The sequence below is a fragment of the Granulicella mallensis genome (genome assembly GCF_014203225.1).
Classification (GTDB): domain Bacteria; phylum Acidobacteriota; class Terriglobia; order Terriglobales; family Acidobacteriaceae; genus Granulicella; species Granulicella mallensis_A.
Map to the genome: position 1 here is coordinate 17028 of NZ_JACHIO010000028.1, position 24407 is coordinate 41434.

A 24407-nucleotide genomic window follows, 5' to 3' on the forward strand; every position below is an offset into this window, starting at 1 on the left:
AACATGAATGGACCGGAAGAGATCGACGAGATAACCGCCCAATCGGAGATACAGCCGCCGGCGAAGAAGCTCTATCGCAAACCTGAGTTTCGCTTCGAGCGCGTCTTTGAGACGCGGGCTCTGAGTTGCGGCAAGATATCGACGATCCAGGCCCAGTGCGCCCACAATCGAAAAAGCTCGTGACGGGCGATGTCATGCCTGTGGTGTTGCAGCAGCGCTCGGCATTAGGTTGTGAGCTGGTGACCGAGGTGGCTCACAGCTTTGGTGAGGTCTGCCTCCAGGTCACAGGCTCCAGCATGATTCCGGCGATCTGGCCGGGTGATGTGGTTGCCGTCCGGCGTTCTGAACTGGGAGAGCTGCGGCCTGGCCAGATCGTTTTATATAGACAGGAACGAGGGCTGGTGGCTCACCGGATCGTCCATATTCATGGCAATCTTTTGACGACCCGGGGAGATACGCTCCGGCATGTCGACCCTCCGGTCAAGGCCTCTGATCTGGTGGGGCAGGTGCTTTCACTGGTTCGTAATGGACAACGGGTGAATCTACGCCAATCCTCGTGGCAGCGCATCAGCGCGTCTATTCTGCGGCACTCGGACCTCTGCCTGCGAATGACGCTGCGTCTGGGGCTTCGCCTGCGGCGGCAGGGAACTGAGGAGATGGCATGACGCATGAGCCCGTCACAGCTGCCGGGCAGGCAATCGTCATCGAGATCGGCGGCATACCCATCCAGGTGCGTAGCGAAAGTCCGGAGTTTCTGCGCATGTTGGAAGAACGCTATGCCGGCTTTCTCAACGGTGAGGCACACCCGGTCTTTGAATTCGATGTCGAGCTGGTGCAGCCGCGAAGGATCAGCGAAGAGGACGATGTCGTGGTGAGCTTCGACTCGGGTCGATGGTTGATCGAGCGTGGCGACTTTCGTGCGGAGTGGGAGCCGGAGACGCGGCGCGGAAAAATTATCCAGTCGGCAAACCCTTACTCGATCGACTCGGTTCTTCGCATTGTTCACACCCTGGTTCTGGCGAGGGAGGGCGGTTTGCTGGTGCATGCAGCCAGCGCGGTTCGGAATGGCAAAGCCTTTCTGTTTGCGGGAGTCTCCGAGGCGGGAAAGACGACCATCTCGCGGCTGGCTCCTTCGGATGTTACGTTGCTTACCGACGAGATTTCATATCTACGCCGCGATGGGGGGCGCGACGGAAATGGCTACGCCGCTTATGGCACGCCGTTTGCCGGAGAGCTGGCGCGGGCCGGTGAAAACGTGAAGGCTCCGCTGGCGGCCTTGTACCTTTTGCGGAAGGGAACGGAGAATACGATCGAACCGGTGCGGCCGAACGATGCCGCGCGGATGCTGCTCGAAAACGTGCTGTTCTTTGCCTGCGATCCGGATCTGGTAGGTATGGTCTTTGACGCAGCCTGCGAATTGGTGCAGCATGTCCCTGTGTACCGTTTGACTTTTTTCCCCGATGCACGAGTTTGGGAGCTGATTGGATGAGATCCGTTTATATTTCCAGGGCAACCTCCGTGGCTGCTCGTTCGCTCGATGGTGAAATGATGATCATGTCTGCCAGGGATTCCACTTTGTTCACGCTGAATCCGGCCGGTACCATCATCTGGCAGTCGGCTGACGGAAAAATGCCGCTGGCGGAGATTGTGAAACAGAAGATTTGCGTGGAATTTGACGCTGATCCAGCGGAGGCATTGGAGGATGCCGAGCAATTTGTGAGCGATTTGGCCAGTCACGGCATTTTGGTTGTGTCTGACAGTCCGATCACTCAGCCCGAGCTACACAGCAAGACTGTAACAAGGGGGTCATGATGAGCCTGATGCAGGAGTTTGGACAGCGTGCTCTGGACCGAGGCGTGCCGCTTAGCGTGCAACTCGACGTTACCTACCGCTGCAACGAGCGCTGCATCCATTGCTATCTTGACCACGACGACCACGGCGAGATGACCATTGCGGAGATTCGCGATGTGTTGGACCAACTGGCCGACGCGGGCGTTTTTTTCCTTACCTTGAGCGGCGGCGAAGTCTTCATGCGCCGGGATTTTTTCGACATTGTGGAATACGCGCGCTCTTTGATGTTCTGCGTAAAGATCAAGACAAACGCATTCATGATCGGAGAAGAAGAGGCGCGCCGCCTGCACGAGCTGATGGTGCAGGATGTTCAGGTCAGCATCTACTCCCATCGCGCAGAGGTTCATGATGCCATTACGCTGCTTCCGGGCTCGTTGAAGCGGACCGTTGAAGGAATACGGCGGCTGCGGGCACAGGGGGTTAAAGTCATAGTCGCAAACGTCCTGATGATGCAGAACCTGGGCGACTATAGCGGAGTGATTCAACTTGCAGAGGATCTTGGAGCCGAATACACCATCGACCCGACCATCACCCCGATGATGGATGGGGACAGGAACGTACTCCGGCTGGGCCTGGGCGTGCCGCAACTGCAGGATGTGTTTCGCAACTCCGATCTGGTGGGGGACGTCGATGAGTTTTGTGCCCCGCCGCCTGCAATGCATGAGGATGTCCTAAGAGAGTTACCGTGCAGCGCCGGTCACACGGCATGCTATATCTCGCCTTACGGAGACCTGTACCCCTGCGTGCAGTTCCCTTTGCCCAGCGGTAATGTGCGCAGCCAGAAGTTCATGGATATCTGGCTCCACTCCGAACAACTTAACGATGTTCGTTCCATCACCGCGGCTGATCTGCCGGTGTGCTCGGGCTGCGGTCATGTGGGCTCCTGTTCGCGCTGCCCCGGACTGGCCTATATGGAAGGAAGCATGCGTGGACCGTCCACGCAGGACTGCCAAAAATCCTACGCGCGGACTGGGATCGAATCTGCGAACATGCGGCTCAAAAAGGCTGGATCGGCGTCTCCGGGTCTGGTCCAGATTGCCGCGTTGCTATCCTGAAGTTCAGATCTGGTGGGAGCTCCGGAGAGTGCATGCCTGAAAACAGTAACGAAGCTACATGGGACCCGGTGTGGGAAGAGATCTTCCAGCATAAGGAATGGGGTAAGTATCCGCCTGAGCACGTGGTTCGTTTTGTCGCGCGTAATCTTTACCGCGCTACAGATCGCAGCGGCGTTCGGATACTGGAGATCGGTTGCGGACCGGGTGCAAATGTCTGGTTTATGGCGCGCGAGGGTTTTGCGGTCTCGGGTATCGACGGTTCTTCAACCGCCATCCAGAAGGCCGGCCAGAGATTGAGCAACGAAGGCCTGGTGGCTGATTTGCGCGTCGGCGATTTTGGTCAGTTGCCGTGGCCGGCTGCAAGTTTCGATGGCGTCGTAGAGAATGTCAGTCTTTATACAAATCCCTTGAACAGCATCCAACGCGCGTTGCGCGAGGTGCATCGTGTGTTGAAACCCGGGGCACCATTTCTTTCTTCGTCTTTTAGCGATCGAACATGGGGCTATGGTCTGGGTGAATGGGTGGAGCCTGATAGCTTTACAAATATCCAGGAGGGCCCGATTGCCGGTACCGGGTTCTGTTTTTTTCTGAAGCGAGAGAAAGTTCCCAGCCTCTTTCAGGATTTCTCCGATGTGAATGTCGAACGAATCTCCCAGACGCTGGACGGGGAGCAACATCTGGTAGAACAGATTGTGGTCACCTGCCGTAAGCCTGGGAAATGAATCATGCAAAAATCCGCACTTGAGTTTCTGACTGTAGCGGATTCAGAGCGATGGAGCACCTTGGTTGTTCATTCCGCCGCGCCTGATGTCTACTACCTGCCTGCATACGTCCAGGCAACGGCAGAGATCGAACACACGGAGCCTGTGGCCGTCGTTGCGGGACAGGATTCCTGCCGGCTCCTCGCGCCCTTACTGATTCGCAAGATGACAGCTGGGGTGAACGATTCAGAGAATGCACCGGGAGACGTCTCGGGCATCCAGTGGAGTGACGCTTGTTCTCCCTATGGTTACGGTGGTCTCCTGCCTCTATCGAATAGCCAGGCCGTGGATACCGACAGCCTGCGCTATTTTTTTGACGACCTTCGCCGTTGGTGTTCTTCTCGCGATCTGGTTTGCTGTGTGCTTCGTTTGCATCCGCTCATGAATCAGGCAGAGTGGTTTCTGCCGGAGGAGCCATGGCAAAAGGATCTGAAGATAGATCTTCGGGGTTCGACCGTCGCAATCGACCTGGGCCGCTGGGATGACGCCCGAGATTGCCCGGACGGGATGAGAAAAGGCAGGCGTTCCGATCTGAACGTTGCCCGGCGTGATTTGCGCGTGACATGGACCAGCGGGGAAGACCATGACGTCGGCCCGAGCCTTGATCGTTTTCTTGCTCTGTATGAACAGGCCATGGAAAATCGTGACGCCGCCGATTTCTACAAATTTCCTCCCGCGTATTTTTCACGTTTGGCTTCACTGGGACAACGTTTCAGCCTTGCTTTTGCATGGCTGGACGATCAACTCGCCGGAGCAAGCATCTTTTTGGCGGGGCGCGATTATGCCCATTACCATCTTGCCGCCGGCAATGAACTCGGGATGAAACATAAGGCCGCCACGCTGCTGCTTGTCGAGGGTGCGAAATGGGCGCGACGGCAAGGCTGCAAGCTGCTGCATCTCGGCGGCGGAGTGAGTCCTGGCGATTCGCTCGAAGATTTCAAGCGCAGTTTCGGGACAGAGCTATATCGTTATGCTTATCTTGTAATGGTCATCGATCCGGAACGCTTCGAGCATCTCTGTCAGTTACCGAATGCACCCTGGCCCTACAACGTGAACCGCACATGAGTTTGGAAAGAAAGAGACGGACGACCTTGAGATCGATCGGAGTTGTGACGACATCGCGCGCGGACTATAGCTGCTATCGCCCGCTCCTGAATGCCCTCCAGGCCGATCCGGAGATATCGCCTAAGTTATATGTCTCGGGCACGCATCTCTCTCCGGAGTTTGGGATGACTGTGCGGTCCGTTGAAACCGATGGAATCGAGATTGTCGAACGGGTGGAGATGCTGCTCTCCTCCGATACGCCGGAGGCTATTGCCAAGTCGATGGGGCTGGGCCTGATCGGGTTTGGCCAGGCCTTCAGCAGATACCGCCCGGAGATTCTAATCGTGCTGGGCGACCGGTATGAGATGCTCGCCGCAACGCTCGCCGCGCTACCCTTCAAGATTCCCATCGCTCACCTTAGCGGGGGTGAACTGACAGAAGGAGCGATTGATGACGCTCTACGACACAGTATTACCAAGCTGAGCCATCTGCACTTTACGGCTACGGAAGCCTATGCTCGCCGCGTCATTCAATTAGGCGAAGATCCAAAGCGTGTTTTTGTATCCGGTGAACCGACGCTCGATCATATTTCGACCGCACCGCGGCTCACTCCCGAGGAACTGCGAAAACGCTTTGGCGTCGACGTCGAGCGTCCCTTCCTTCTTGTGACCTTCCATCCTGTCACTCTGGAATACGAAGACGTTGAGCGGCAGATCGACGAGCTGCTGGCCGCTCTCGATCAAGCCGGTTTTGCGGTGATCTTTACCATGCCGAACGCCGATACCGCAGGACGAATCATCACGGCAAGAATCCGGGAATGGATCCAGTCCCATCCCGGAGTTGGTGATCTGGTGGATAACTTTGGCTCTGAGGCTTATCACAGCGTGTTGTGCCGCGCGATTGCCGTAGTCGGCAACTCTTCCAGTGGGATCATCGAAGCGCCTTCCTTTAAGGTTCCGGCGATCAATGTTGGTATCCGTCAAGCGGGTCGCATCCGCGCGGAAAGTGTCATCGATGTAGGAAATGAGCGAGCAGAGATCCTGGCAGCGATACGAAAGGCAGCTTCCAGTGAGTTCCGCGGCTCGCTGCGATCCCTGGTGAACCCCTACGCAAGCAAGACAAACTCGGCTGTGTCTACGATCGTGGATGTCCTCAAACGCGTTGAGTTGGGCAACGCACTCCTGCACAAGAAGTTCTATGACCTATGAGCCTCCAGAAGGCTGCATAGGCTCCAGTTGGATGTCGTCCACCCAGAACTTTCCTTGAATCTGCGTCTCCCCGGGATGGCGCTGTATGGCCAGCATCAGAAGCTTTGTTTCCGGTCCGGTTGTCAGTTCTGTATCCAGGCGATGCCAGGGCGTAGTGCCGATCGTTTCTTCCGTAGATCCAAGCACTGTCTTGCTATAGCCATCCAGCAACGTAAGCGCCGGGCCGTTCGCCGTTTTGATATCCTCGCTCTTCACCCACGCCGAAAGGCGGTATCGTGAGTCAGGGTGGACTGCAATGTATTGAAAGATGCCGGCGTCGCCACCGTTAAGGCCGTATACCAGCTTCAGGGAGGGTGCCGCGTTGTGAAACGCTGTGTCGTCAAGAGTGAGCGCGATCTGCGGCGCCGGGCTATAGCGCCAGTCAAAGCCCGAATTAAGGATTTCCCGGGTAAAGGAACTATCCATCACCAGGTTATCCGGTTGCCCATACGCTTGCAGCGCTGCCGACATGGACGAAAGCTGCTTCCATGCCTCGCTTGCCTGATCTACGGCATGGGCCTGGATCAGGCTATCGATATAAAAGAGCCCATGATGGTAGTCGAAGGGAACCTTCGTTTGCATGAGGGCCAACCATATCTGATGTGCCGAACTGGAGTCATCTGTCGATAGCAGGAGCTTGATAAAGGCTAAGTAGACTTCAGGGTTTGGGGGAAGAATGCTTTGCATGCGTTGAATATCATGCAGAGATTGCCAGCAGCTATTCAGTACGGATGGAGCCAGCGACGGCTCTTCCCGCAGGACGATCGCGAACTGATGCAAAGCCTCGTCCGTATCTCCTTGAACCAGGAAAAAGTTAGCCGCGCTCCAGGCCGTGTCCGGAGTGGTGGGATCGACAGTGAGTGCTTTATAGGCTGCAGCCTGATTCAACGGAATGTTTCCCGCAAAATAATAGGCCTGCGCGAGATCCAGCCAAATGGCAGAGCTATAGGGATTCAGTTCAGAGGCTTTTTGGCATTCGCCTACAGCTCGTTCGGTTTGCTGAGAGACGAAGAGCATGCTGCGGCATAGCTGCTCGTGATAGGTCGCGTTTTGCGGTGCGAGGGCAATCGCTTTTTCAATGGAAGGCTGGTCCAGGTGATCGGCAAGCTGCTGCGCGCGATATACCCTGATCGCGAACCACGCATAACTCGCCATCACCAGGGCACAAGCGATGAATAAAGATATTCGTCGCAACCGGCTTTGTTCGAATGCCTGCTCCATGATGAGAGATCCCCAATTACCGGCTAGGTAAAGCTAGGAAGATGTGTGGAGAGTTTCATCGTGTTCACTCTCTGGGCTCTGGCCTAAGTCCCTATCTTCACTTAGCTTCATCTCCTGGCTTTTCATCTTATTTCCGGCATAATAACCGGACTTGCCCCCGTAGTGGTAATAATCCGGCGAACCCAGATCCGCGGCATTTACGACCACTCCCAGCACGTCGGCGTTTACGCTATGAAGCAGACCGCATGTGTGCCGGACGTGGGCAGCAGTCGTTTGACCGGAGCGGATGATCAAGAGCACAGCATCCGTTTCAACGGACAAAAGAACGGCATCCGTGACCGTAATCACCGGAGGAGAATCGATGATGACGTGGTCATATTCTTCGCACCACGTCTTGAGAAGATCGCGCATCAGCGATGAGCTCAAGAGTTCAGAAGGATGCGGAGGCACAAGACCTGCCGGGAGAACAAACAGGTTGGGTTGAACCGTGGACTGAATAGCGTCTCGGACCTTGGCGCCTCCGGTCAGCACGTTCGATAAACCAACGTGCCCTTTAATCTTGAATGCGGTGTGAATGCTTGGACGGCGCATGTCGGCATCTACCAGTAGAATTCGCTTTTCCTGCTGCGCCATCACAATGGCTATATTGATGGAGGTCATCGTCTTTCCGTCTTCAGGGACGGAACTCGTAACCAGGATCGAGCGCGGCGGATGGGAGACGCTGGAAAGAAGAATCGACGTGCGCAACGCACGATAAGCTTCTGCAATCTCCGATCGCGGTTCCAGATAGCTGATTAACGGCTGCGGCCCGGTACCGGTGCCAGGCATTTTGTTGAGCAGACGTGATCTTGCAGCATTTGTGCCCGCCTTATCGAAGACGGGCTGCATGGGAATCACTCCCAGTACCGGCAGCCCGGATGTAGTCTCTGCCTGCTCTGGGGTGCGCACCGTAGCGTCAAGAGCCTCCAGGCCAAAAGCAAGGGCTATGCCGACGACGAGACCGACGAGCAGGGCAAACTCCAGATTCCTCGGAATATTCGGTTTCGTCGGGTAGCGCGGCAAGCGCGCCCGGTCCACTACGCGAGTATTGCTGGAGGTCAGCCCCGCCGCGAGGCTGGCCTCTTTGAGCTGCTGCAGCAATCCATCATAGATCTGGCGGTTGGAGTCGGCCTCCTGCTTGAGGACCTTGTATTCGATGGCATTCTGGTTGAGCTGGTCGGCAATGCCCATTTGTTCCCCCAGCGCCTCCTGTAGCATCTGCTCGCGATTCACGGCTGTCTGGTAGTCATTATGAATGCGACTTACGCTGTTCTTCACCTGCTCGTTGATGCTCTTGTTCAGTTGGTCAAGCTGGCTCGTGATCTCCCGCATCTGCGGATAGCTTTGGCCGGCCCATGTGTCAAGCTGTGCATATCGAGTCTGCAGCTCGGATTGCCGCTGGCGGAGCGCGCTAAGAATGGGGTCCTGGAGAATCACGCTCAGCGTCGATGGGTCGCCCCTCTTCGCGACGTTGTAGAGAGACTCCTTTTGGATTCGATCTGCCTGGGCAGAGGTTAGCTCTCTGTTCAGTTCGTCGAGTTTTTCCGTTGTCAGGTTTTGCTTGTCGTCCGTGCCAACAATAGCGTGTTCCTTTTGGTATTGGACCAGCTTGGCCTGTGCCGTCTGCATTTTGATCTGCATATCGGCCAGTTGCTTGGAGAGCCAATCAGCAGCCTGCATGGTGCTGTCGTATCGCGATTTCACATTTTGTTCTATGTACGCGGCGGTGATCCCATTCGCGATCTCTGCCGCCAACGCGGGACTTGGGTCGGAATACCCAACCTGAACCAGGGTCGTGTCGGGGATCTGCTGTATTGTCAGATTGCCCTGGAGCTTGCGAATAAGAGATTCCAGACGATAACTTTCCTCGGCGGGCGATTGCGAAACGGCGATGCCACCGTTGCTTTGCGTTTGAGCGCGACCGGCGAAATCGGCACGCGTGTCGAGATTCATCCGATGAATGACTAATTCAGACATCGTGTCCGACTGCAGAATCTTGACCTGAGTATTGATGCCTGCCTGCGGGTCTTCAAGGGCCGCGGACGAGCTGTTGTTGTCTTTGAAGTTGAGCGGGTTGGAAGTCGGTGGCGAAATCGTAATTTTCGTCACAGCTTCGTAAATGGGGGTGGTATGCAGGCTGATCAACGCTGTCGTAATCAAAATAATGGCGACAGAAACGATCACAATCCATTTGCGTTTAAGCAGGATGTGCCAGTAATCGCTGATCGAATGTTCCCGTGCAGGGGGTGTATACATCTCCTGAAGAGATGCAAGCCGGGGCGAATCATGGCGTACCGGTTCGGCAAATTCTCCGCGCATTCTTCCAGCACTCATTTTTCCCTACCCTCGCACCTTGCCGAACTCCTGATGTGCCTCCGATTTGCCGTGGCGCGTGGTTACGAGCGCTGACAAAGCAAAAAAGAAAGCTGCGTTTGCGGGTATCTGCAGATTGAAGTCGACAAACCCGTGAACCAGAATTCCGATGCATCCTAGAAAGGCAGCCAGTCCCATGCTTGATTGCGTGTCGCTGCGCCAGTGATTCAATTTGTCGATGCCGTCACGAAACAGCAGAGCTAGAAAAGTAGCTGCGAAGGCAAAACCAACTATACCGGTTTCTACGAGTGTTTGAACAAAGTCGTTATGCGCTTCGTTCACCCATAAATTTGTATAAAAGCTCCGGAAGGAGGGGTATACGGTCGAAAATGTCCCCAATCCCCAGCCCAGGAACGGCCGCTGGCGCAGCATCCTGAAGCTGTCTTTGACGATCGCGACGCGTCCGGTTGCTCCAGCGTCGGAGATCGGATTCAGCAGACGTGCCATTCTTTCTACCAACCCTGCGGGACGCAGCCATGCCAGCCAGGCAATCAACGCCATGCAAAGAACTGCGAGCAGCAGAATCTCGGTGTAAGCGAAACGTCTGTTCCGGAACAAAATCAACGAGAGCACAGCCAGCTCGACGGCAAACGCTATCATGCCTCCGAGAGATTGAGAGAGGAAGATCGTGCTACCCATAACGACGGCGGCAAAGAGAAAAAAAGCCCGGCTGGCTTTTTCTCCTCGCTTGTCAATGGCCAGCATCAGTGGGAAGGGGATAAGCATCTCCATCAAACCTGCATAATAGGCATGGTTCACATAGGGTCCGTAGATCCATCCTCCATGATGTGTGGCTACGACCCAGTAAATCTTCCCGTTGAAGGTGAATTGCTGGACAATCGCAAAGAGCGAGAGCAGGAATCCATAGCCAGCGCAAAAAAATCCAAAGGCCGACCGCTGCTTCCGCCGCTGGAAGACCTGCGACACAAGGAAGATGAGCCCCCCGTAACAGGCATAGAGCAGTCCCTTCGACCATGTTGCATACCAGTAGGCCGTCTGATGCAGGAGGAGTTGAACCAGCACCACCCCCGCAAACAGAGCCATGGGGATGTACAGCGGATTTAGAAGGATGTGAAAGCCGCCATTTGCTACCTCCCGTGCAGCCCAAAGGACAACCAGGCAAGCAACGGCGGCTTCCAGAATACAAATACTCCAGGGCTGAACGGCGCCAAAAGCCAAAGGCCCGAATCCAAGGACGGCGCAAATTCCGGCTGCCAGGACAAAATCAAAGATCTGACCCATTTGGCTGACGGGTGCAGCACTGGGGAAAGCCCGGGTAGAGCCGTGATGGATTCGCAGTTGGGTCAGAACTTACTCCTCGAAAGTAAATTACTTCTACGAAGCAAGATTGGAATGCGCCCAGCCATCAGGGCGTCTCCAGCCTACGGTATCCAACCGCACACCAGCAAACGGATTCGCTGAACTCAATCCGCTGGAGACCGGCAGCTTCCATCATGCGTTTTATCTGTTCGCGGGTAAAACGTTTTTCGATCCGCGTGCCGAAGCGGTCCAGGGCGTCCGTGCGCATGGAATAAAAGCTCCGGTTGCGATAGGCGGACAAAGGGAAGGAGTCGACAGCAACACCCAACGCTTCAAGCAGCTTCGCGGTGCGCGCCAGCGGCCAGTAAACGAGTGTTGCGATGATGTCGGAGAGCGGCGACCGGATGGCAAATGGCAAAGCGCTGACGACTCGGCGGACAAAATCGGAGAGCCGCCAGAGAGTCCGAAACCAGGCTGGGCGGTTGTCAAAAGCATAGTACAGGTAGATCAGTAGTGGCGCACCCGGTTTTAGTTTGCGCACACAGGCTTTGATTCCTTCTTCCGTGTCCGGCACATGATGCAGCACGCCCAAAGAATAACCAAAGTCTGCGGAAGCGTCTGCGAGAGGGATTGCGTCGACCGAGGCACAGTGAAAACTACAATTCGGATGCGTCTGGAGGTTGCGTCGGGCAACGTCCAGAGCAGCTGCGCTTGCGTCCACGCAGTGAAGAGTCCCCACCCGTTGCGCTACAAAATGAGCCCAGCGACCTGTGCCGCATCCCAGATCGAAGCCTTCTGCATTCTGTGGCAGTTCATGCCACGGAAAGATCTCAAAATATGACTGAAAGAGCCTCTGCAGATCAGGATTGTCCCGCTCCGTATGATCGAATTTATCCCATTGCTCGCCAAAGGCTTTCACCACACCCGGATCAAGGTTATTCATTGCACCTCTGCCATCTGCGTTGCTCTGGTTTGCAGCACGGACTCGTACATACGAATGTAGCCATCGACCGTGTTTTCGATACTCAATTCACGCACCCGTTGAAGGCCTGCCATGCGCATCTCGTTTTGCCGTTCCGGCGATTGGATCAAAGCATTGAGATGAGAGGCCAGCACCCTGTCGTCTTCGGCAGGGAAGAGGATGCCCACCCCTGCAACGAGCTGGGCCAGACCTGGAACATCGCTCGCCACAACCGGCAGCCCTGCCGCCATCGCCTCACACGCGGCGATGCCGAAGCCATCGGAATGCGTGGAATGAACATAGATATCCGACGCTTTCAACACCGCTCCGACATCCTTCCGCCAGCCCAGAAAGGTTACCCGGCTTCGGATTCCGAGGGACTGGGCCATCTGCTCAAGTTGAGGGCGCAAGGGGCCGTCTCCCACGAAAATAAGGTGCGCACCTGGAACTGAAGGTAAAGCTCGCAGCAGGGTTGCGTGATCTTTCTGGGTTTCAAACCGTGCTGTGAAGACCAGCCGAGTAACATGATGCGGTACATGATCCAGCGTAGCGGGCTGGGCATTTTCGAACGCGTCAAGAGGGATTCCGTTGGGGATGACAGTAGTCTTATCCGCAATGCCAGGGCACCACTCGATGAGGTGTTCCGCTGTGGCCTCGCTGTTGCAGGCAATGCGCTTGTAGTGCGGATACATCCAACGATCGAGCGGCCGCATCCACCAGCGGCGGCGTGCATTCCAGGTGTTGTGTTCGGTCGTCACCAGTGGGGTGCGATCTTTGCAAAGCGCCACGGCTAGAACAGACCACAGTTGCGCCGGAAAGAGATGCACATGGATGAGGTCATATCCGCGCAGCAGCCTGACCAGCGCGAAGATCTGTCGCGGCGAATACAGGTTACGCACCTCTGTAAATTGCAACCGTATGCCGTTGTCCAGGAGGTCCTGCTCAAGAGGGCTAGGCCTGCGGATCAATACCAGTACATCGCATGTAACCCCACGCACCTGAAAATGCGGGGCCATGCCTGTCAGCATAACTTCTGCTCCGCCGCGATTCAGAGAGTCAATGACATGAACGACGCGCATGGTCCTATCTCGGAAAAGTCGTGGCGAAGTATCGGCTATCGGTTGATTCAAAATACATTATCCGCCAGGCATCATGCTACACTTGCCGCAGTTTGAGGTTGGCAATCAGACTTGATTGAGGGGCAAATGGGCATCCCCGCTACAAGGGTCATTCATGAATCCATGAAGGCAGCCCCACCGCGGAGCATCGTCCGATATTTGCTCGTGATCAAGTTGGTGGCATTCGCCTCGATCGCCACCTCTCCTTTCTGGCTGACGGCTCTCTTTTTTTCCGACCCGCAGGATTATTCCTACACCTCATCTCTCATCTGCGTTCCGTTGCTGGCCATTGTTTGTGCGGTAGCAATCGCGCACTTTACACAGAACGATCCCTATCTTCGGCGGCTGTCGATGGCCAGTCTGATGGCGCACATGGTCGCCTCCAGCGTGTTTCTATGGGTGGGTATTGTTGTCTACGGCGGGATTGCGGATACATTCCACTATTGGACTGTCGGAATGGGGATTGCGAGTCAATTTCAGATTGTAGGTTGGAGCATATTTCAGCCGCCTTACTGGAGCACGAATTTAATCTTTAACCTGTGCGGCCTCGCGGCGTTGCTCATCGGCGATGCGATGCCAACCCTTTTTATTGCCTCCGCGTTCCTTTCCCTGGCTGGGGGATATCTCTTCTATCGCGCATTCGTGATCGCGTTCCCTGATGGAGACCGATGGCTTTTCGGTCTTCTCGTTCTGTTACTGCCGTCGATCTTATTCTGGTCCAGCTTTATAGGAAAAGATGCGCCCATTCAATTTTTTATCGCGGTAACCTGTTTTGGATTTGCCCGATTAATGGAGCGCCCTGGTCCCCGAAGCGTTCTTCTTTGCGTGATTGGGCTTGCCGGCGCTTTGCTGATACGGGCTCATGTGGCCGCGATGCTCGGCCTTGCCATGACCGCTTCTTACGTTGTGGGCAGACCCAGGGCCGGGGGAACCAATCAAGCGGCAAGAATCACTCTCATACCGATATTGCTGGCCGGCTCATACTTTCTTGTAAACCAGGCAAAAAATCTGGTTGACTCACAAGGTGATAATGCATCGAGTGTCGTTGAGCAAGCGAATACTCTCACCAAATTCAGTCAAACAGGAGGCTCCTCCTTTAACGAAGGAGTGTCTCTGCCGGTTCGCATCGCCGAGTCTCCTTTCCTGATATTCCGGCCGTTCCCATGGGAGATACACAGTTCCATGGCCTTTGTATCCGCACTTGAATCAGTCGGCCTGTTGTTTCTTTGCTGGCGTCGGCGTCGCGAGATCCGGTCGACTCTGCGACAATGGCGAAACCCCTATGTCAGCTTCCTTGTCATGTACTCGCTTATTTTCCTGATCACATTCGGAGGAGCCATTAGCAATCTGGGAACCCTGCTGCGGCAGCGCATCATGATGATGCCGGTTGTGCTGATGCTTCTCTGCGCGCAACAAATGCCTCTGGTTCAAGCCCCTCTGCGGCGGTTAGCCAGGAGCGCGAGGCAGATGTCTCCGGCAGGAGACCGCATTCCAGTGGGGGATTGAACTCTCATGTGCGGAATCAGCGGCTTTCTCGACCTCAACCATGCAACCCCGGCCCCTGAGCTGCGGCGCATCACCATGCGCATGACCGATACCCTGCGCCACCGCGGGCCCAACGATGCAGGCGTATGGGCTGATGAGGGGGCTGGTATCGCGCTCGGCATGAGACGGCTGGCGATCCTCGATCTTTCCCCTGCCGGGCATCAACCCATGGAATCAGCCAGCGGCCGCTACATGCTCGTCTTCAACGGCGAGATCTATAACTATCAGGACCTGCGCAACGAGCTGTCTCACGCGTATTCCTTCCGGGGAAGCTCCGATACCGAGGTGATGCTCGCGGCCTTCGAGCAATGGGGTATCGAATCGTCGGTGTCCAGATTCAACGGGATGTTCGCCTTTGCCTTATGGGATCGTCAGGGAAGAAACCTGACTCTCGGACGCGATCGTTTTGGAGAAAAGCCGCTCTACTATGCCAGAATGGGCAGCCATTTTATCTTTGGTTCGGAGCTGAAGGCTCTGCGCGCTCATCCTCAATTTGCAGGCGAAGTGGATGTGGATGCAGCAGCGCTCTTTCTGCGCTATAGCTGCGTCCCGGCGCCTTATTCCATCTATAAGCACACCAGCAAGCTGCCCGCCGCGACCCTGTTGAAGGTCTCGGCCGATGATTTCGCATCAACACCGCAACCCTACTGGTCCTTGCGTAGCGTCGTCGACGAAGCCGTATCCCATCCCTTCTACGGCAGTGAGCACGAAGCAGTGGAGCAACTGGACTCCATCCTGCGCGACGCTGTTCGCATTCGCATGCACTCGGATGTTCCGCTTGGGGCGTTTCTTTCGGGAGGCATCGACTCCTCCATCATCGTGTCGTTGATGCAGGCCCAGAGCCGGACCCGGGTGAAGACATTCACGATAGGGAGCCATGACAAGGAGTTCGACGAAGCCCGGGATGCCGCGAAGGTCGCCGCTCATCTGGGAACGGAACATACAGAGCTCTATGTAACCGCTGAGAAGGCGATGTCGGTGATTCCGATGCTTCCGCGGTTCTACGACGAGCCGTTCGCGGACTCCTCGCAGATTCCAACCCTGCTGGTTTCGCAACTCGCGAAGGAACACGTGACCGTGAGTCTCTCCGGAGATGGCGGCGACGAACTCTTTGGTGGATACACCCGCCATATATGGGGAGACACGCTCGACCGCCTTCATCGCGTGCCGCTCTTTCTGCGCAGATTCGGAGCAGCCGGTATCAGGACGATCCCTCCCGAAGGCTGGGATAGTCTCTCTCAAATGAGCTGGCCGGTAGCTCCGGCGCGATGGCGGCAGCGCATCCCGGGACACAAGCTGCACAAGCTGGCCTCCCTGTTGGAAAGTCGTAGTGTTCACTCTCTCTACGAAAAGCTGTCCTCCCACTGGCTGGATACTGAGAAGATTCTGCCGGGAGCTTCCTTCATCTCGTTCTCAGAAGACAATCCACCAAGTCTTCGTCATTCGGCTGAGAACCTCATGTATCTGGACGCCATCGGTTATCTGCCGGACGACATCCTGGTAAAACTCGACCGGGCAACCATGGCCGTCAGTCTTGAGGGGCGGGTTCCGTTTCTGGATCATCGGGTAGCGGAGTTTGCCTGGAGATTGCCGCTGTCCATGAAGATTCGCCAGAGGCAGGGGAAATGGATTCTTCGCCAGGTGCTTTACCGCTACGTGCCGCGTGAGATGGTGGACCGCCCCAAGTCGGGCTTTGGAATCCCGCTGGCAGCCTGGCTGCGCGGCCCTCTGCGCGACTGGGCCGAATCGCTTCTGGACGAGAGGCGCCTGCGACAGGAAGGATTCTTCAACCCGGCGCCGATCCTGAAGATGTGGCAAGAACATCTCTCGGGAAAGCAAAATTGGGAATACCATCTGTGGGATGTGCTGATGTTCCAGGGGTGGCTCGAAGAAAGCCGCCGCACACCTGACGGTCTATCTTCCGATAGTGAAGACATTGCCAACGCAACGATGGAAAGTGCATGAGCGATCGCCGCATCAGCGTACTGCATGCCGTGACAGACCCGATCAGTACGATTCTGATGCGCGGGCAGTTGGCTTATTTAAAGGCCAATGGTTTCGAGCCTGCTCTTTTAACCGGCCTTGGACGGCAGTCAGAGGACCAGGCGTCAGGGGAAGGATATCCCGTGCATCGCGTTGCCATGACGAGAGAGATTGCGCCGGGAGCCGACCTGCGGTCTTTGTTCGATCTATGGCGGCTTCTCCGCCGCATCAGGCCGGTCATCTGCAACGCTGGCACCCCTAAAGCAGGGCTGCTGGTGGGGCTGGCGGCATGGCTCACTCGCGTCCCTTGCCGCGTCTACACCCTGCGCGGGCTGCGCCTGGAGACGGCAACCGGCCTCAAGCGCAGCCTGCTGATGCTGACGGAAAAAACAGCATGCTTCACCGCGCATCGTGTGATCTGCGTGAGCGCCAGTCTTCGCGAGCGTGCCATTGCCCTGGGGCTTGTGGCGCGGTTCAAGACGGTCCTGCTTGGAGCCGGAAGCAGCAACGGTGTGGACTTCGGCCGGTTCGAGCCGACTCCCGAAAAAGCAGTGCTGGCAACGGGTTTGCGCGAAAAGCTAGGCATTCGCCCCGATCAGCCTGTCATCGGTTTTGCAGGAAGACTTACAAGGGACAAAGGACTCCCTGAATTGGTTACGGCCTTTCAGTCGGTGCAAAAAAAAATGCCGGAGGCCGTCCTATTGTTAGTGGGAGACTATGAGCAGGGAGATCCTGTTCCCGAGGAGACCAGGAAGGCTATCGCATCAGAGCCTGGAATTCGCCATGTCGGGTTCACCTCCCAGATCGACCTGCATTACCTTGTCATGGATATTTTTGTGCTGCCCACCCATCGCGAAGGCTTTCCTAACACGGTTCTCGAAGCGCAGGCCGCAGGGCTTCCCGTTGTCACCACCAATGCCACCGGGGCGGTAGATGCGATTGAGGATGGAATTACCGGAGTGCTGACTCCTGTTGGAGATGCTGACAAGCTGGCGGAAATATTGTTGTCGCTTCTATCGGACCCCAGCAGAATGCAGTCCATGGGATCGTCAGGCAGGGAACGCATCTTGCGGCAGTTTCGGAATGAGAGGATATGGGAAGAATTAGCCTTGTTCTATCGAGCGATGCTCCAGGAGCGAGGTTATCCTCTTCCCACCGGTTCCTCCGTGGAGGCAGTGCGATGCGCGCAAACGCAATAGGGGCAGCCTGCAAACGCATGCTTGACCTCGCAGGCGCATTGACGGCTCTTGTGGTTTTTTCGCCGGTCATCCTCGGTGTAGCGCTTGTCATCCGGCTGACCATGGGCAGGCCCGTACTCTTTCGCCAGCCACGGGCAGGGCTGCATGGACAGCCCTTTACTTTATTCAAGTTTCGAACGATGGTTGAGGCCCCATCCACGGTAGTCGATCCGTCTACGGATGCAGCACGCCTCACTGGATTAGGAGCAACCTTGCGCCGCTTCAGCCTCGATGAGCTTCCTCAATTATGGAATGTATTGAAAGGGGAGATGAGCCTCGTGGGACCGCGGCCCTTACTGATGGAATATCTCCCGCTCTACTCTCCGGAACAGGCAAAGAGACATCGAATGAAGCCGGGCATCACAGGGCTCACGCAGGTCAAAGGACGCAACGCGCTCACCTGGGAAGAAAAATTTCAGTGGGACGTCTGGTACGTCGAGCATTGGAGCCTCTGGCTTGATCTCCGTATTCTTTTATCCACCGTTGTAAAGGTCTTCAAGCACGAGGGAATCAATCAGCAAGGCCAGGCAACGGCGCAGAAATTTGGAGCTGAGCGAAGATGAGAGCAAGAGAGAACGAAGGTCTCGTAGTCGTCTATGGCACAGGCGGGCACGGTAAGGTGATCGTCGATATTCTGCTGGCCAATGGCATCCGGATCACAGGCTTTCTCGAGGACAATCCGCAAAAGCGCGGCGATGAATATGGCCTGAAGATTTTGGGCGGCGCAGAGTGGCTGAAAGAAGCTGCAGGCCAAACGATTGCGGTAGCACTGGGGATTGGCGATAATTTTGCACGCCGCGCTGTTGCGGAACGCTGTATCGCGGCGGGGGCCTCTCTATTGACCGCAGTGCATCCGTCAGCAACCATCGCGGCTTCAGCAACTGTCTCTCCGGGAATCGTGATTATGCCTCAGGCTGTCGTCAATGCCGATGCAGTGATCCGGCAAGGTGCAATCATCAATACCGGCGCGATCGTGGAACATGATTGCACTGTCGGAGATTTCGCGCACCTGTCGCCCAGGGCTGCCATTGGCGGGAACGTGCAGGTGGGAGATCTTTCATGGCTTGGTATGGGGTCTATCGTCATTCCCAATCGCAAAGTCGGCACCGGCTCCATCATCGGAGCCGGTGCAACGGTCATCCATGACATTGGGGATTGGACCGTTGCCGTCGGAACACCGGCACATGTTTTGAAAGAACTGGAACCTCGGAGCTGAATCGGATGGACCTCTCTACTCAAGCTCAACTCGCAATCGAAGGCGCACAGCCTCTGCGCAAACATCCTTTTGCTCCCTGGCCATCTTTTTCACAGGAAGAGGTCGCAGCTGTTACACGCGTTCTCGAATCGGGAAAGGTCAATTACTGGACCGGTGACGAAGGAAGGCAGTTTGAGGCGGAGTTCGCCGCATTTACAGGCTGCAAGCATGCCATCGCGCTGGCTAATGGAACTGTCGCGCTGGAACTGGCATTGCAAGCGCTCGGTATCGTCCCCGGAGACGAGGTCATCAGCACCAGCCGCACCTTCATTGCATCGGCCAGTTGTGCCGTCATGCGTGGAGCAACTCCCGTGATGGCAGATGTCGACCGGGATTCCCAAAATATTACAGCCGAAACGATTCGCGCTGTGCTGACTCCGCGTACACGCGCCATTATCGCCGTCCATCTTGCCGGATGGCCCTGCGATATGGACCCGATCCTCGACCTTGCCCGCGAACACGGGCTCAAGGTCATCGAAGATTGTGCGCAGGCACACGGAGCAACGTACAAAGGACGCCCCGTAGGTTCTATGGGCGACGTGAACGCCTTCTCCTTCTGCCAGGACAAGATCCTTACCACTGGGGGCGAAGGCGGCATGTTGACCACGAACGATACGGCTCTCTGGTCGCGCGCATGGGCCTATAAGGATCATGGAAAAAGTTATGATGCCGTTTATCACCGGCATCATCCACCGGGGTACCGATGGCTGCATGAAAGCTTCGGCACGAACTGGCGGCTTACCGAGATGCAAAGCGCCATAGGCCGCCTGCAACTCGGGAAGCTGCCGCAATCGGTACAGGCAAGAAGGGAATTAGCGGACGTGTTGACCGAGCGGTTCTCCGCAATTCGGGCCCTGCGGATCACCAGGCCTCCTGCCGAGTCGATGCATTCTTTCTATAAATACTATGTTTTCCTTCGGACTGAGCATCTGCGGGAAGGGTGGGACCGGCAACGCATTGCCGATGCCATCAACGCAGAAGGTGTGCCGTGTTTCTCCGGAAGCTGCAGCGAGATCTACCTGGAGAAGGCTTTTCCCGTGGAGCTTCGTCCGCCGGCAAGGCTTCTTGTTGCCCAGGAGCTGGGCGAAACCTCGCTGATGTTTCTCGTGCATCCGACACTCAACAAGAGTGACATGGAGGATGCAGCCGACGCTGTAGAAAAGGTTCTGGCATCAGCCGTCAGATAATTTGCTCTAACGTGAGAGACCGTAATAGGCAACGCCCGAGGCCAGCGCAACAGCTACGTCGATAGACCTGGAAGCAGCCTGCTTTCCTTTGCTTGGCGGGATAAATAAAATATCGTTCGCTTGCATCGCAACATCAGGCAGCTTCGAGACAAGAATTTTATCCAGCGGAACCAGGATTTCTTTTTCTCCCTCGGGCGTTCTCCGAACGATCCTGGCCTTGGAAGGCTTGGCGAACTTGCCAAGCCCGTGGGCCATGGCAACCACCTTCATTACAGTGTATTGGCCCTTTTCATCCATAAGAAAACCGCTGGGCGCCAGTACCTCGCCCACCACATAGAGCACACCCGCTTTGGAAACGATGATGGTGTCTCCCTGCTGGACTACGACATTCGCCTCCAGTGACTTCACAGGATCGCTCGTCAGAAATAAGGTCTGTGGCTCGGTAGTACTGCCTTTGTGGGTAATCGTTACGAGTTGTCCGGCACTCGGCGTTGTTCCCCCTGCTTCCGCAAAGATGTCAAAGAGCCTTCCCGCGCCAACAATCGGATAGATTCCCGTCCTATTCACTTCGCCCATCAAAAGAACGCCACTTGAATAACTTGTGACCACGATGCTCACATGCGGAACCTTCAGTACGCCATCCTTGAGATAAGCCTGTTCAACCACTCCCTGCGCGTTCTCCACGTGCAGGCCGGCGACGTGGACATCATTGATGAGCGGCATATAGATATTGCCGGCGCTGTTCACGACTGCCCTTTGTGAAAGATCAGGAGCGTTGAAGACGGAGATCTCCAGCACATCGCCCGGCGAGAGAATGTAGTGCGATTGATCGACAGATGGAACCGCTGTCAGCGCGGGAGGTGCTGCCGCAGGGCTTCCCGATGTCTCGGGATAGGTCGAGGCAGGAGTGACCGGCGCGCCGTTGGCGGGATGCGTCTGCGCCTGCATTGCCTGGACACACATCATGAGGGGTAAGGCAATGAGAAAGCCACGCAACCAACCGTGCCGCGGGGACCTGGAGGGTGCAGTCTTCGAATCAAGAGTCGTCTTCAAGACAGAGCTCAACACTCAACCCCCGGCTGCACTAATATACACAGTTCTCTAAAGAGACAGCACCACGTCGCTCGTGCGAGTTTAAACGGCCACATGAATGAAGTCTATTTCATTGTCCCGGCTGCAAAGGGCGCGAGGGAACACACCGATCCAGCTCTTCGAAAAGTGACTGAGGGGCAAGCTCCACGCGGGGATACAGTGTGGAGACGCTGTTTTCTACGAACAACTCAATGTTTTCCGGGTCAAGGACTAACTCCTTAAACAGGTGTACGGCAGTCTGGGCAGGAACAAGCCAGGGAAGACGACGGGTGGTCAGGTGTATCTCTTTCGGGGATACAAATTCCCAGTCAGCGTATTCCGGGTAGAGCTCACGATGCTGATAAAAATACTCCTGCCGATTCAAATCGACTCCGCATAGAACAATGCGTTTGTAACCCATGAGTACCGCAAGCGTCATGGTGCCGACGACCGAACCACCGTATTTGAAGAACCATGCCGTCTTTGCTCGTGGCGAAAAGGCCCCGATCGAACGCATATACCGAATGCCCGCGCGCAGCTCGTTCTCATTGCGTGCAACGACGGGCATCGAGAAGCCGGCGTACAGGTTCTTTTTCAAATCTTCCGGAAGTTCAAAGAACATCTGCCGCCGTTCAAGCGGCTCCACGTTGGTGACGATCTTTACCGTGTTTGCGTAGGCTGCTGCGCGATGTGTCAAAAGCGAATGAAAGGCGTCATACATGACCGGGTGGTCGTCATACGCTACGTTCTCGAAGTGAAAAAAACGTGGAACGAAAGGGTGAGCAGGCCAGAAGTTAAGGCCGATGCTGTCATGTTTGCCAATGATCTTCCATCTTGCGTCGGGGATATCGTTAATCGACCATGCGCTGCCTAACACAAAGAGCGTATCGCTGGCTCGCAGACTTTGCAGATCGAGAGTTTGCAAAAGAGGCAAGCCGGCCATTGCAGCAGCCTTTGAGACACGAGCCGATTCTTCGCGGAGATTCACATGATGGTACAACCGGGACAGAAGCGGATGAGGCAGGCGCTTGGCCAGCGATCGGATCATTTCATGTCACCTTGCCGAACGGTAAGCCATCGTCAAACCGTGTAGCTTCCGATGGAGTAGGCTCCAAGATTTTGGCCGATCCATTCGATGGTTCGTTCCAGTCCTTCTCGTAACGAAACCCTCGGCTTCCACCCCGTAAGCGCATTCAGTTGAAGACTGTTAGCGCAAAGACGATCTACCTCGCTCGCTTCCGGACGCAAGCGTACCTCTTCGACATCCACGGGGCATCTTGTCCCGGTCAGCTCAAAGATCAACTCCGCCAGCTCGTGAATGGAGATCTCGATGCCACTACCGATATTCAACGTCTTCCCGATGGTTGCCGAGGACTCGGCAATGGCCAGGAATCCGGCTACGGTATCCGAGACAAAGTTGAAATCGCGCGTGGTGTGCAGGTTCCCTAACTTCACGGATGTCTGCGCAAGGGCCTGTGTAATGATCGTCGGAATCACAGCGCGCGATGACTGGCGCGGACCATAGGTATTAAAGGGTCGAGCAATGGAGACCGGCAAGCCGAAAGAGAGATGGTAAGACTCCGCAATTTTATCGGCGCCGATCTTGGTTGCGGAGTAGGGGGATTGCCCCTGCAGCGCATGGTTTTCATCGATCGGAACATGCAGAGCCGAGCCATAGACTTCGCTGGTCGAGGTGCAGATCAGCCGCTCCGTTCCATATTGCCGGGCAGCCTCCAGAACATTCAAGGTGCCTTCAATATTGGTCTGCACATACGATCGTGGAGACTCATACGAATACGGAATACCGACCAATGCCGCGAGATGAAAGATAACATCGGCGTCTTTGACGGCCCGAAGCACACTCTCCTTATCGCGGATGTCGCCATGAAGAATCTCCATATCGGAACGCAACGGCGAGGTCGACAACCAGCCCAAAGAGCCTTGCGAGTTATAGCGGAGCAGACAGCGTGTCCTGGCGCCCAGCTGAACCATTTGTTCCGCGAGATGGCTCCCGATAAAACCGCCTGCGCCTGTAACGAGAACGCGCCGGTTATTCCATATAGATGAATCGCTCAATGTCGTAGCTCGTCTCCGGTTTTAGACCACGCCCACTGCGCATCCGTGGAGGCGCGCTCATATTGCTCCATCTGTCCAACATCAACCCAGTGTTCCCGGATGGGGAAGCAGATCACGCGCTTTTGCGTATCGATCAGGCTGGTAATCAGCTCGGGCATGTCGAAGGCGCGGTCCGCAGGAACCATCCGGCACACGCTCGGCTGAATCAGGTAGATGCCCGCATTTATAAAATGGCGCACCAGCGGTTTCTCCTCGATGCTGACAGCATCGATTCCTTCCATGTGGATGACGCCATAGGGAATTTTTGTCTCGTGCTGCTGAACCGCGACCGTCATATCGGCCTGATGCTCGCGATGGAACTCCAGCATCGCCCGAAAGTCGATGGAGGTCAATATATCTCCATTGATAACGAGTAAAGGCAGCTCCCCCACCGAGGCCCTTGCCAAAGCCCCGGCTGTGCCCATGGGCCGTTCTTCGTCAACATATTCGATGTGGACGCCAAAGTCCTTCCCATCCTGAAAGTGCTCGACAATGCTCTCTGCCAGATAGTGGGTGGAGATGCTGACGTGTTGAATTCCAGTGGCGCGGAGCTTCTCGACCAGGTGCTCGAGGATCGGCTTGCCGTTCACCGGTAGCATCGGCTTGGGACAGTTTTCGGTGAGCGGCATCAGCCGCTTACCGAATCCGCCCGCCATGATAAAGCCGTCCAGAGGCAGGGCAACCGCCGCCAGATAGTCTGAATCGAGCGCGATATCTACCACACGCTCTTCCGCATCCAAGAGCGGAATCTGCCGGATACGAGACTCGGCCATCAATCGGCATAACTCTTCCGGCGGCGTGCCAAGGCTGGCCGTTATCGGGTGGCCATTGCCCTTGCGGGTTGAAAGAAGATCGCTGACCGGCTGATCCAGTTCAATTCCTAAAAGGATCGCGCGCCGCACATCCCCGTCGGTAATCGTCGCCTCAAGCCGCCTGTCTTCGTCAACGACCAGCGTAATCCCCAAAGCACAGCGGTCCATGAGGCTCATCAGTTCGCGAACTGCCTGCGACCTGGTGATGAGCGGCAACTCATGGGATGGATGGGCTGGCATCGAGGTGTCTCCGCTTACGGATCAATCGGCA

23 protein-coding genes are annotated in these 24407 nt (G+C 55.9%); 14 read left to right on the forward strand and 9 right to left on the reverse strand.

The genetic code is table 11. The features are described from left to right. The first annotated feature begins 3 nt into the window (after positions 1 to 3). The 8 genes from HDF15_RS23175 (at position 4) to neuC (ending at position 5919) form a co-directional block, all read left to right on the forward strand. Complete coding sequence (locus HDF15_RS23175; RefSeq protein WP_014264704.1) at positions 4 to 183, forward strand: hypothetical protein; 180 nt, start codon at positions 4 to 6, stop codon at positions 181 to 183. Continuing rightward, entirely contained in the window at positions 180 to 665 is a 486-nt protein-coding gene (locus HDF15_RS23180; protein ID WP_184260077.1) for a S24/S26 family peptidase, read from the forward strand. The genes HDF15_RS23175 and HDF15_RS23180 overlap by 4 nt, the downstream gene beginning before the upstream one ends. Beyond that, positions 662 to 1489: a hypothetical protein gene (locus tag HDF15_RS23185; protein WP_184260080.1), complete on the forward strand. Its 828-nt coding sequence runs from the start codon at positions 662 to 664 to the stop codon at positions 1487 to 1489. The genes HDF15_RS23180 and HDF15_RS23185 overlap by 4 nt, the downstream gene beginning before the upstream one ends. Next, entirely contained in the window at positions 1486 to 1812 is a 327-nt protein-coding gene (locus tag HDF15_RS23190) for a PqqD family protein (protein WP_184260083.1), read from the forward strand. Before HDF15_RS23185 ends, HDF15_RS23190 begins: the two co-directional genes overlap by 4 nt. After that, on the forward strand, positions 1809 to 2906 hold the full coding sequence (locus tag HDF15_RS23195; RefSeq protein WP_184260086.1) for a radical SAM/SPASM domain-containing protein: 1098 nt from the start codon (positions 1809 to 1811) through the stop codon (positions 2904 to 2906). The genes HDF15_RS23190 and HDF15_RS23195 overlap by 4 nt, the downstream gene beginning before the upstream one ends. A gap of 32 nt (positions 2907 to 2938) precedes the next feature. Next, positions 2939 to 3628 carry a class I SAM-dependent methyltransferase gene (locus tag HDF15_RS23200; RefSeq protein WP_184260088.1) on the forward strand — a complete coding sequence of 230 codons (690 nt, stop codon included), beginning with the start codon at positions 2939 to 2941 and terminating at the stop codon, positions 3626 to 3628. 144 nt (positions 3629 to 3772) lie between these two features. Beyond that, positions 3773 to 4732: a GNAT family N-acetyltransferase gene (locus tag HDF15_RS26310; protein WP_184260091.1), complete on the forward strand. Its 960-nt coding sequence runs from the start codon at positions 3773 to 3775 to the stop codon at positions 4730 to 4732. Positions 4733 to 4758: 26 nt separating this feature from the next. Then, positions 4759 to 5919, forward strand: a complete 1161-nt coding sequence (neuC, locus tag HDF15_RS23210) for a UDP-N-acetylglucosamine 2-epimerase (RefSeq protein WP_221314587.1) — start codon at positions 4759 to 4761, stop codon at positions 5917 to 5919. Here neuC and HDF15_RS23215 read toward each other — a convergent pair. The 5 genes from HDF15_RS23215 to HDF15_RS23235 all read right to left on the reverse strand — a co-directional run bounded on the left by HDF15_RS23215 (position 5914) and on the right by HDF15_RS23235 (position 12891). Then, complete coding sequence (locus tag HDF15_RS23215; RefSeq protein ID WP_184260097.1) at positions 5914 to 7179, reverse strand: hypothetical protein; 1266 nt, start codon at positions 7177 to 7179, stop codon at positions 5914 to 5916. The two genes, neuC and HDF15_RS23215, sit on opposite strands and share 6 nt — an antisense overlap. 33 nt (positions 7180 to 7212) lie before the next feature. Next, the gene (locus tag HDF15_RS23220) at positions 7213 to 9537 is read right to left on the reverse strand and encodes a polysaccharide biosynthesis tyrosine autokinase (protein WP_184260100.1); all 2325 of its coding nucleotides are present in this window, start codon (positions 9535 to 9537) and stop codon (positions 7213 to 7215) included. Positions 9538 to 9558: 21 nt separating this feature from the next. Next, positions 9559 to 10770, reverse strand: a complete 1212-nt coding sequence (locus HDF15_RS23225) for an O-antigen ligase (protein ID WP_184260102.1) — start codon at positions 10768 to 10770, stop codon at positions 9559 to 9561. Between the two features lie 187 nt (positions 10771 to 10957). Next, the gene (locus HDF15_RS23230) at positions 10958 to 11794 is read right to left on the reverse strand and encodes a class I SAM-dependent methyltransferase (RefSeq protein ID WP_184260104.1); all 837 of its coding nucleotides are present in this window, start codon (positions 11792 to 11794) and stop codon (positions 10958 to 10960) included. Next, a complete protein-coding gene (locus HDF15_RS23235) occupies positions 11791 to 12891 on the reverse strand; it encodes a glycosyltransferase (protein WP_184260106.1) in 1101 nt (366 codons plus the stop codon). The genes HDF15_RS23230 and HDF15_RS23235 overlap by 4 nt, the downstream gene beginning before the upstream one ends. Before the next feature lie 198 nt (positions 12892 to 13089). Between HDF15_RS23235 and HDF15_RS23240 the strand changes: the two genes are divergently transcribed. Genes HDF15_RS23240 through HDF15_RS23265 form a run of 6 tightly spaced genes read left to right on the forward strand, consistent with a single transcriptional unit; the run spans position 13090 to position 20138 of the window. After that, a complete protein-coding gene (locus HDF15_RS23240; protein ID WP_184260108.1) occupies positions 13090 to 14436 on the forward strand; it encodes a hypothetical protein in 1347 nt (448 codons plus the stop codon). 6 nt (positions 14437 to 14442) lie between these two features. After that, the gene (asnB, locus tag HDF15_RS23245) at positions 14443 to 16440 is read left to right on the forward strand and encodes an asparagine synthase (glutamine-hydrolyzing) (protein ID WP_184260110.1); all 1998 of its coding nucleotides are present in this window, start codon (positions 14443 to 14445) and stop codon (positions 16438 to 16440) included. Continuing rightward, positions 16437 to 17657 carry a glycosyltransferase family 4 protein gene (locus HDF15_RS23250; RefSeq protein WP_184260112.1) on the forward strand — a complete coding sequence of 407 codons (1221 nt, stop codon included), beginning with the start codon at positions 16437 to 16439 and terminating at the stop codon, positions 17655 to 17657. The genes asnB and HDF15_RS23250 overlap by 4 nt, the downstream gene beginning before the upstream one ends. After that, on the forward strand, positions 17639 to 18259 hold the full coding sequence (locus HDF15_RS23255) for a sugar transferase (RefSeq protein ID WP_311733191.1): 621 nt from the start codon (positions 17639 to 17641) through the stop codon (positions 18257 to 18259). Before HDF15_RS23250 ends, HDF15_RS23255 begins: the two co-directional genes overlap by 19 nt. Further along, the gene (locus tag HDF15_RS23260) at positions 18256 to 18912 is read left to right on the forward strand and encodes an acetyltransferase (protein WP_184260114.1); all 657 of its coding nucleotides are present in this window, start codon (positions 18256 to 18258) and stop codon (positions 18910 to 18912) included. Before HDF15_RS23255 ends, HDF15_RS23260 begins: the two co-directional genes overlap by 4 nt. Positions 18913 to 18917: 5 nt before the next feature. Beyond that, positions 18918 to 20138: a DegT/DnrJ/EryC1/StrS aminotransferase family protein gene (locus HDF15_RS23265; RefSeq protein ID WP_184260117.1), complete on the forward strand. Its 1221-nt coding sequence runs from the start codon at positions 18918 to 18920 to the stop codon at positions 20136 to 20138. A 6-nt stretch (positions 20139 to 20144) separates the two neighbouring features. On the opposite strand, the gene HDF15_RS23270 is transcribed toward HDF15_RS23265, so the two are convergent. The 4 genes from HDF15_RS23270 to HDF15_RS23285 all read right to left on the reverse strand — a co-directional run bounded on the left by HDF15_RS23270 (position 20145) and on the right by HDF15_RS23285 (position 24376). After that, positions 20145 to 21191, reverse strand: a complete 1047-nt coding sequence (locus HDF15_RS23270; RefSeq protein ID WP_184260120.1) for a polysaccharide biosynthesis/export family protein — start codon at positions 21189 to 21191, stop codon at positions 20145 to 20147. Between the two features lie 109 nt (positions 21192 to 21300). Continuing rightward, positions 21301 to 22257, reverse strand: a complete 957-nt coding sequence (locus HDF15_RS23275; RefSeq protein ID WP_184260123.1) for a hypothetical protein — start codon at positions 22255 to 22257, stop codon at positions 21301 to 21303. Positions 22258 to 22289: 32 nt separating this feature from the next. Further along, positions 22290 to 23285 (reverse strand): SDR family NAD(P)-dependent oxidoreductase, encoded by a 996-nt coding sequence (locus HDF15_RS23280; RefSeq protein ID WP_221314588.1) that lies wholly within the window; start codon positions 23283 to 23285, stop codon positions 22290 to 22292. Next, positions 23282 to 24376 (reverse strand): nucleotidyltransferase family protein, encoded by a 1095-nt coding sequence (locus tag HDF15_RS23285; RefSeq protein WP_184260126.1) that lies wholly within the window; start codon positions 24374 to 24376, stop codon positions 23282 to 23284. The genes HDF15_RS23280 and HDF15_RS23285 overlap by 4 nt, the downstream gene beginning before the upstream one ends. Positions 24377 to 24407: the final 31 nt, after the last annotated feature.

Coding starts and splice junctions, on each gene's coding strand:
- HDF15_RS23175 (WP_014264704.1), top strand. CDS start 4: ATGAATGGACCGGAAGAGATCGACGAGATAACCGCCCAATCGGAGATA.
- HDF15_RS23185 (WP_184260080.1), top strand. CDS start 662: ATGACGCATGAGCCCGTCACAGCTGCCGGGCAGGCAATCGTCATCGAG.
- HDF15_RS23190 (WP_184260083.1), top strand. CDS start 1,486: ATGAGATCCGTTTATATTTCCAGGGCAACCTCCGTGGCTGCTCGTTCG.
- HDF15_RS23195 (WP_184260086.1), top strand. CDS start 1,809: ATGATGAGCCTGATGCAGGAGTTTGGACAGCGTGCTCTGGACCGAGGC.
- HDF15_RS23200 (WP_184260088.1), top strand. CDS start 2,939: ATGCCTGAAAACAGTAACGAAGCTACATGGGACCCGGTGTGGGAAGAG.
- HDF15_RS23215 (WP_184260097.1), bottom strand. CDS start 7,179: ATGGAGCAGGCATTCGAACAAAGCCGGTTGCGACGAATATCTTTATTC.
- HDF15_RS23220 (WP_184260100.1), bottom strand. CDS start 9,537: ATGCGCGGAGAATTTGCCGAACCGGTACGCCATGATTCGCCCCGGCTT.
- HDF15_RS23230 (WP_184260104.1), bottom strand. CDS start 11,794: ATGAATAACCTTGATCCGGGTGTGGTGAAAGCCTTTGGCGAGCAATGG.
- HDF15_RS23235 (WP_184260106.1), bottom strand. CDS start 12,891: ATGCGCGTCGTTCATGTCATTGACTCTCTGAATCGCGGCGGAGCAGAA.
- asnB (WP_184260110.1), top strand. CDS start 14,443: ATGTGCGGAATCAGCGGCTTTCTCGACCTCAACCATGCAACCCCGGCC.
- HDF15_RS23250 (WP_184260112.1), top strand. CDS start 16,437: ATGAGCGATCGCCGCATCAGCGTACTGCATGCCGTGACAGACCCGATC.
- HDF15_RS23255 (WP_311733191.1), top strand. CDS start 17,639: ATGCGCGCAAACGCAATAGGGGCAGCCTGCAAACGCATGCTTGACCTC.
- HDF15_RS23260 (WP_184260114.1), top strand. CDS start 18,256: ATGAGAGCAAGAGAGAACGAAGGTCTCGTAGTCGTCTATGGCACAGGC.
- HDF15_RS23265 (WP_184260117.1), top strand. CDS start 18,918: ATGGACCTCTCTACTCAAGCTCAACTCGCAATCGAAGGCGCACAGCCT.
- HDF15_RS23275 (WP_184260123.1), bottom strand. CDS start 22,257: ATGATCCGATCGCTGGCCAAGCGCCTGCCTCATCCGCTTCTGTCCCGG.
- HDF15_RS23285 (WP_184260126.1), bottom strand. CDS start 24,376: ATGCCAGCCCATCCATCCCATGAGTTGCCGCTCATCACCAGGTCGCAG.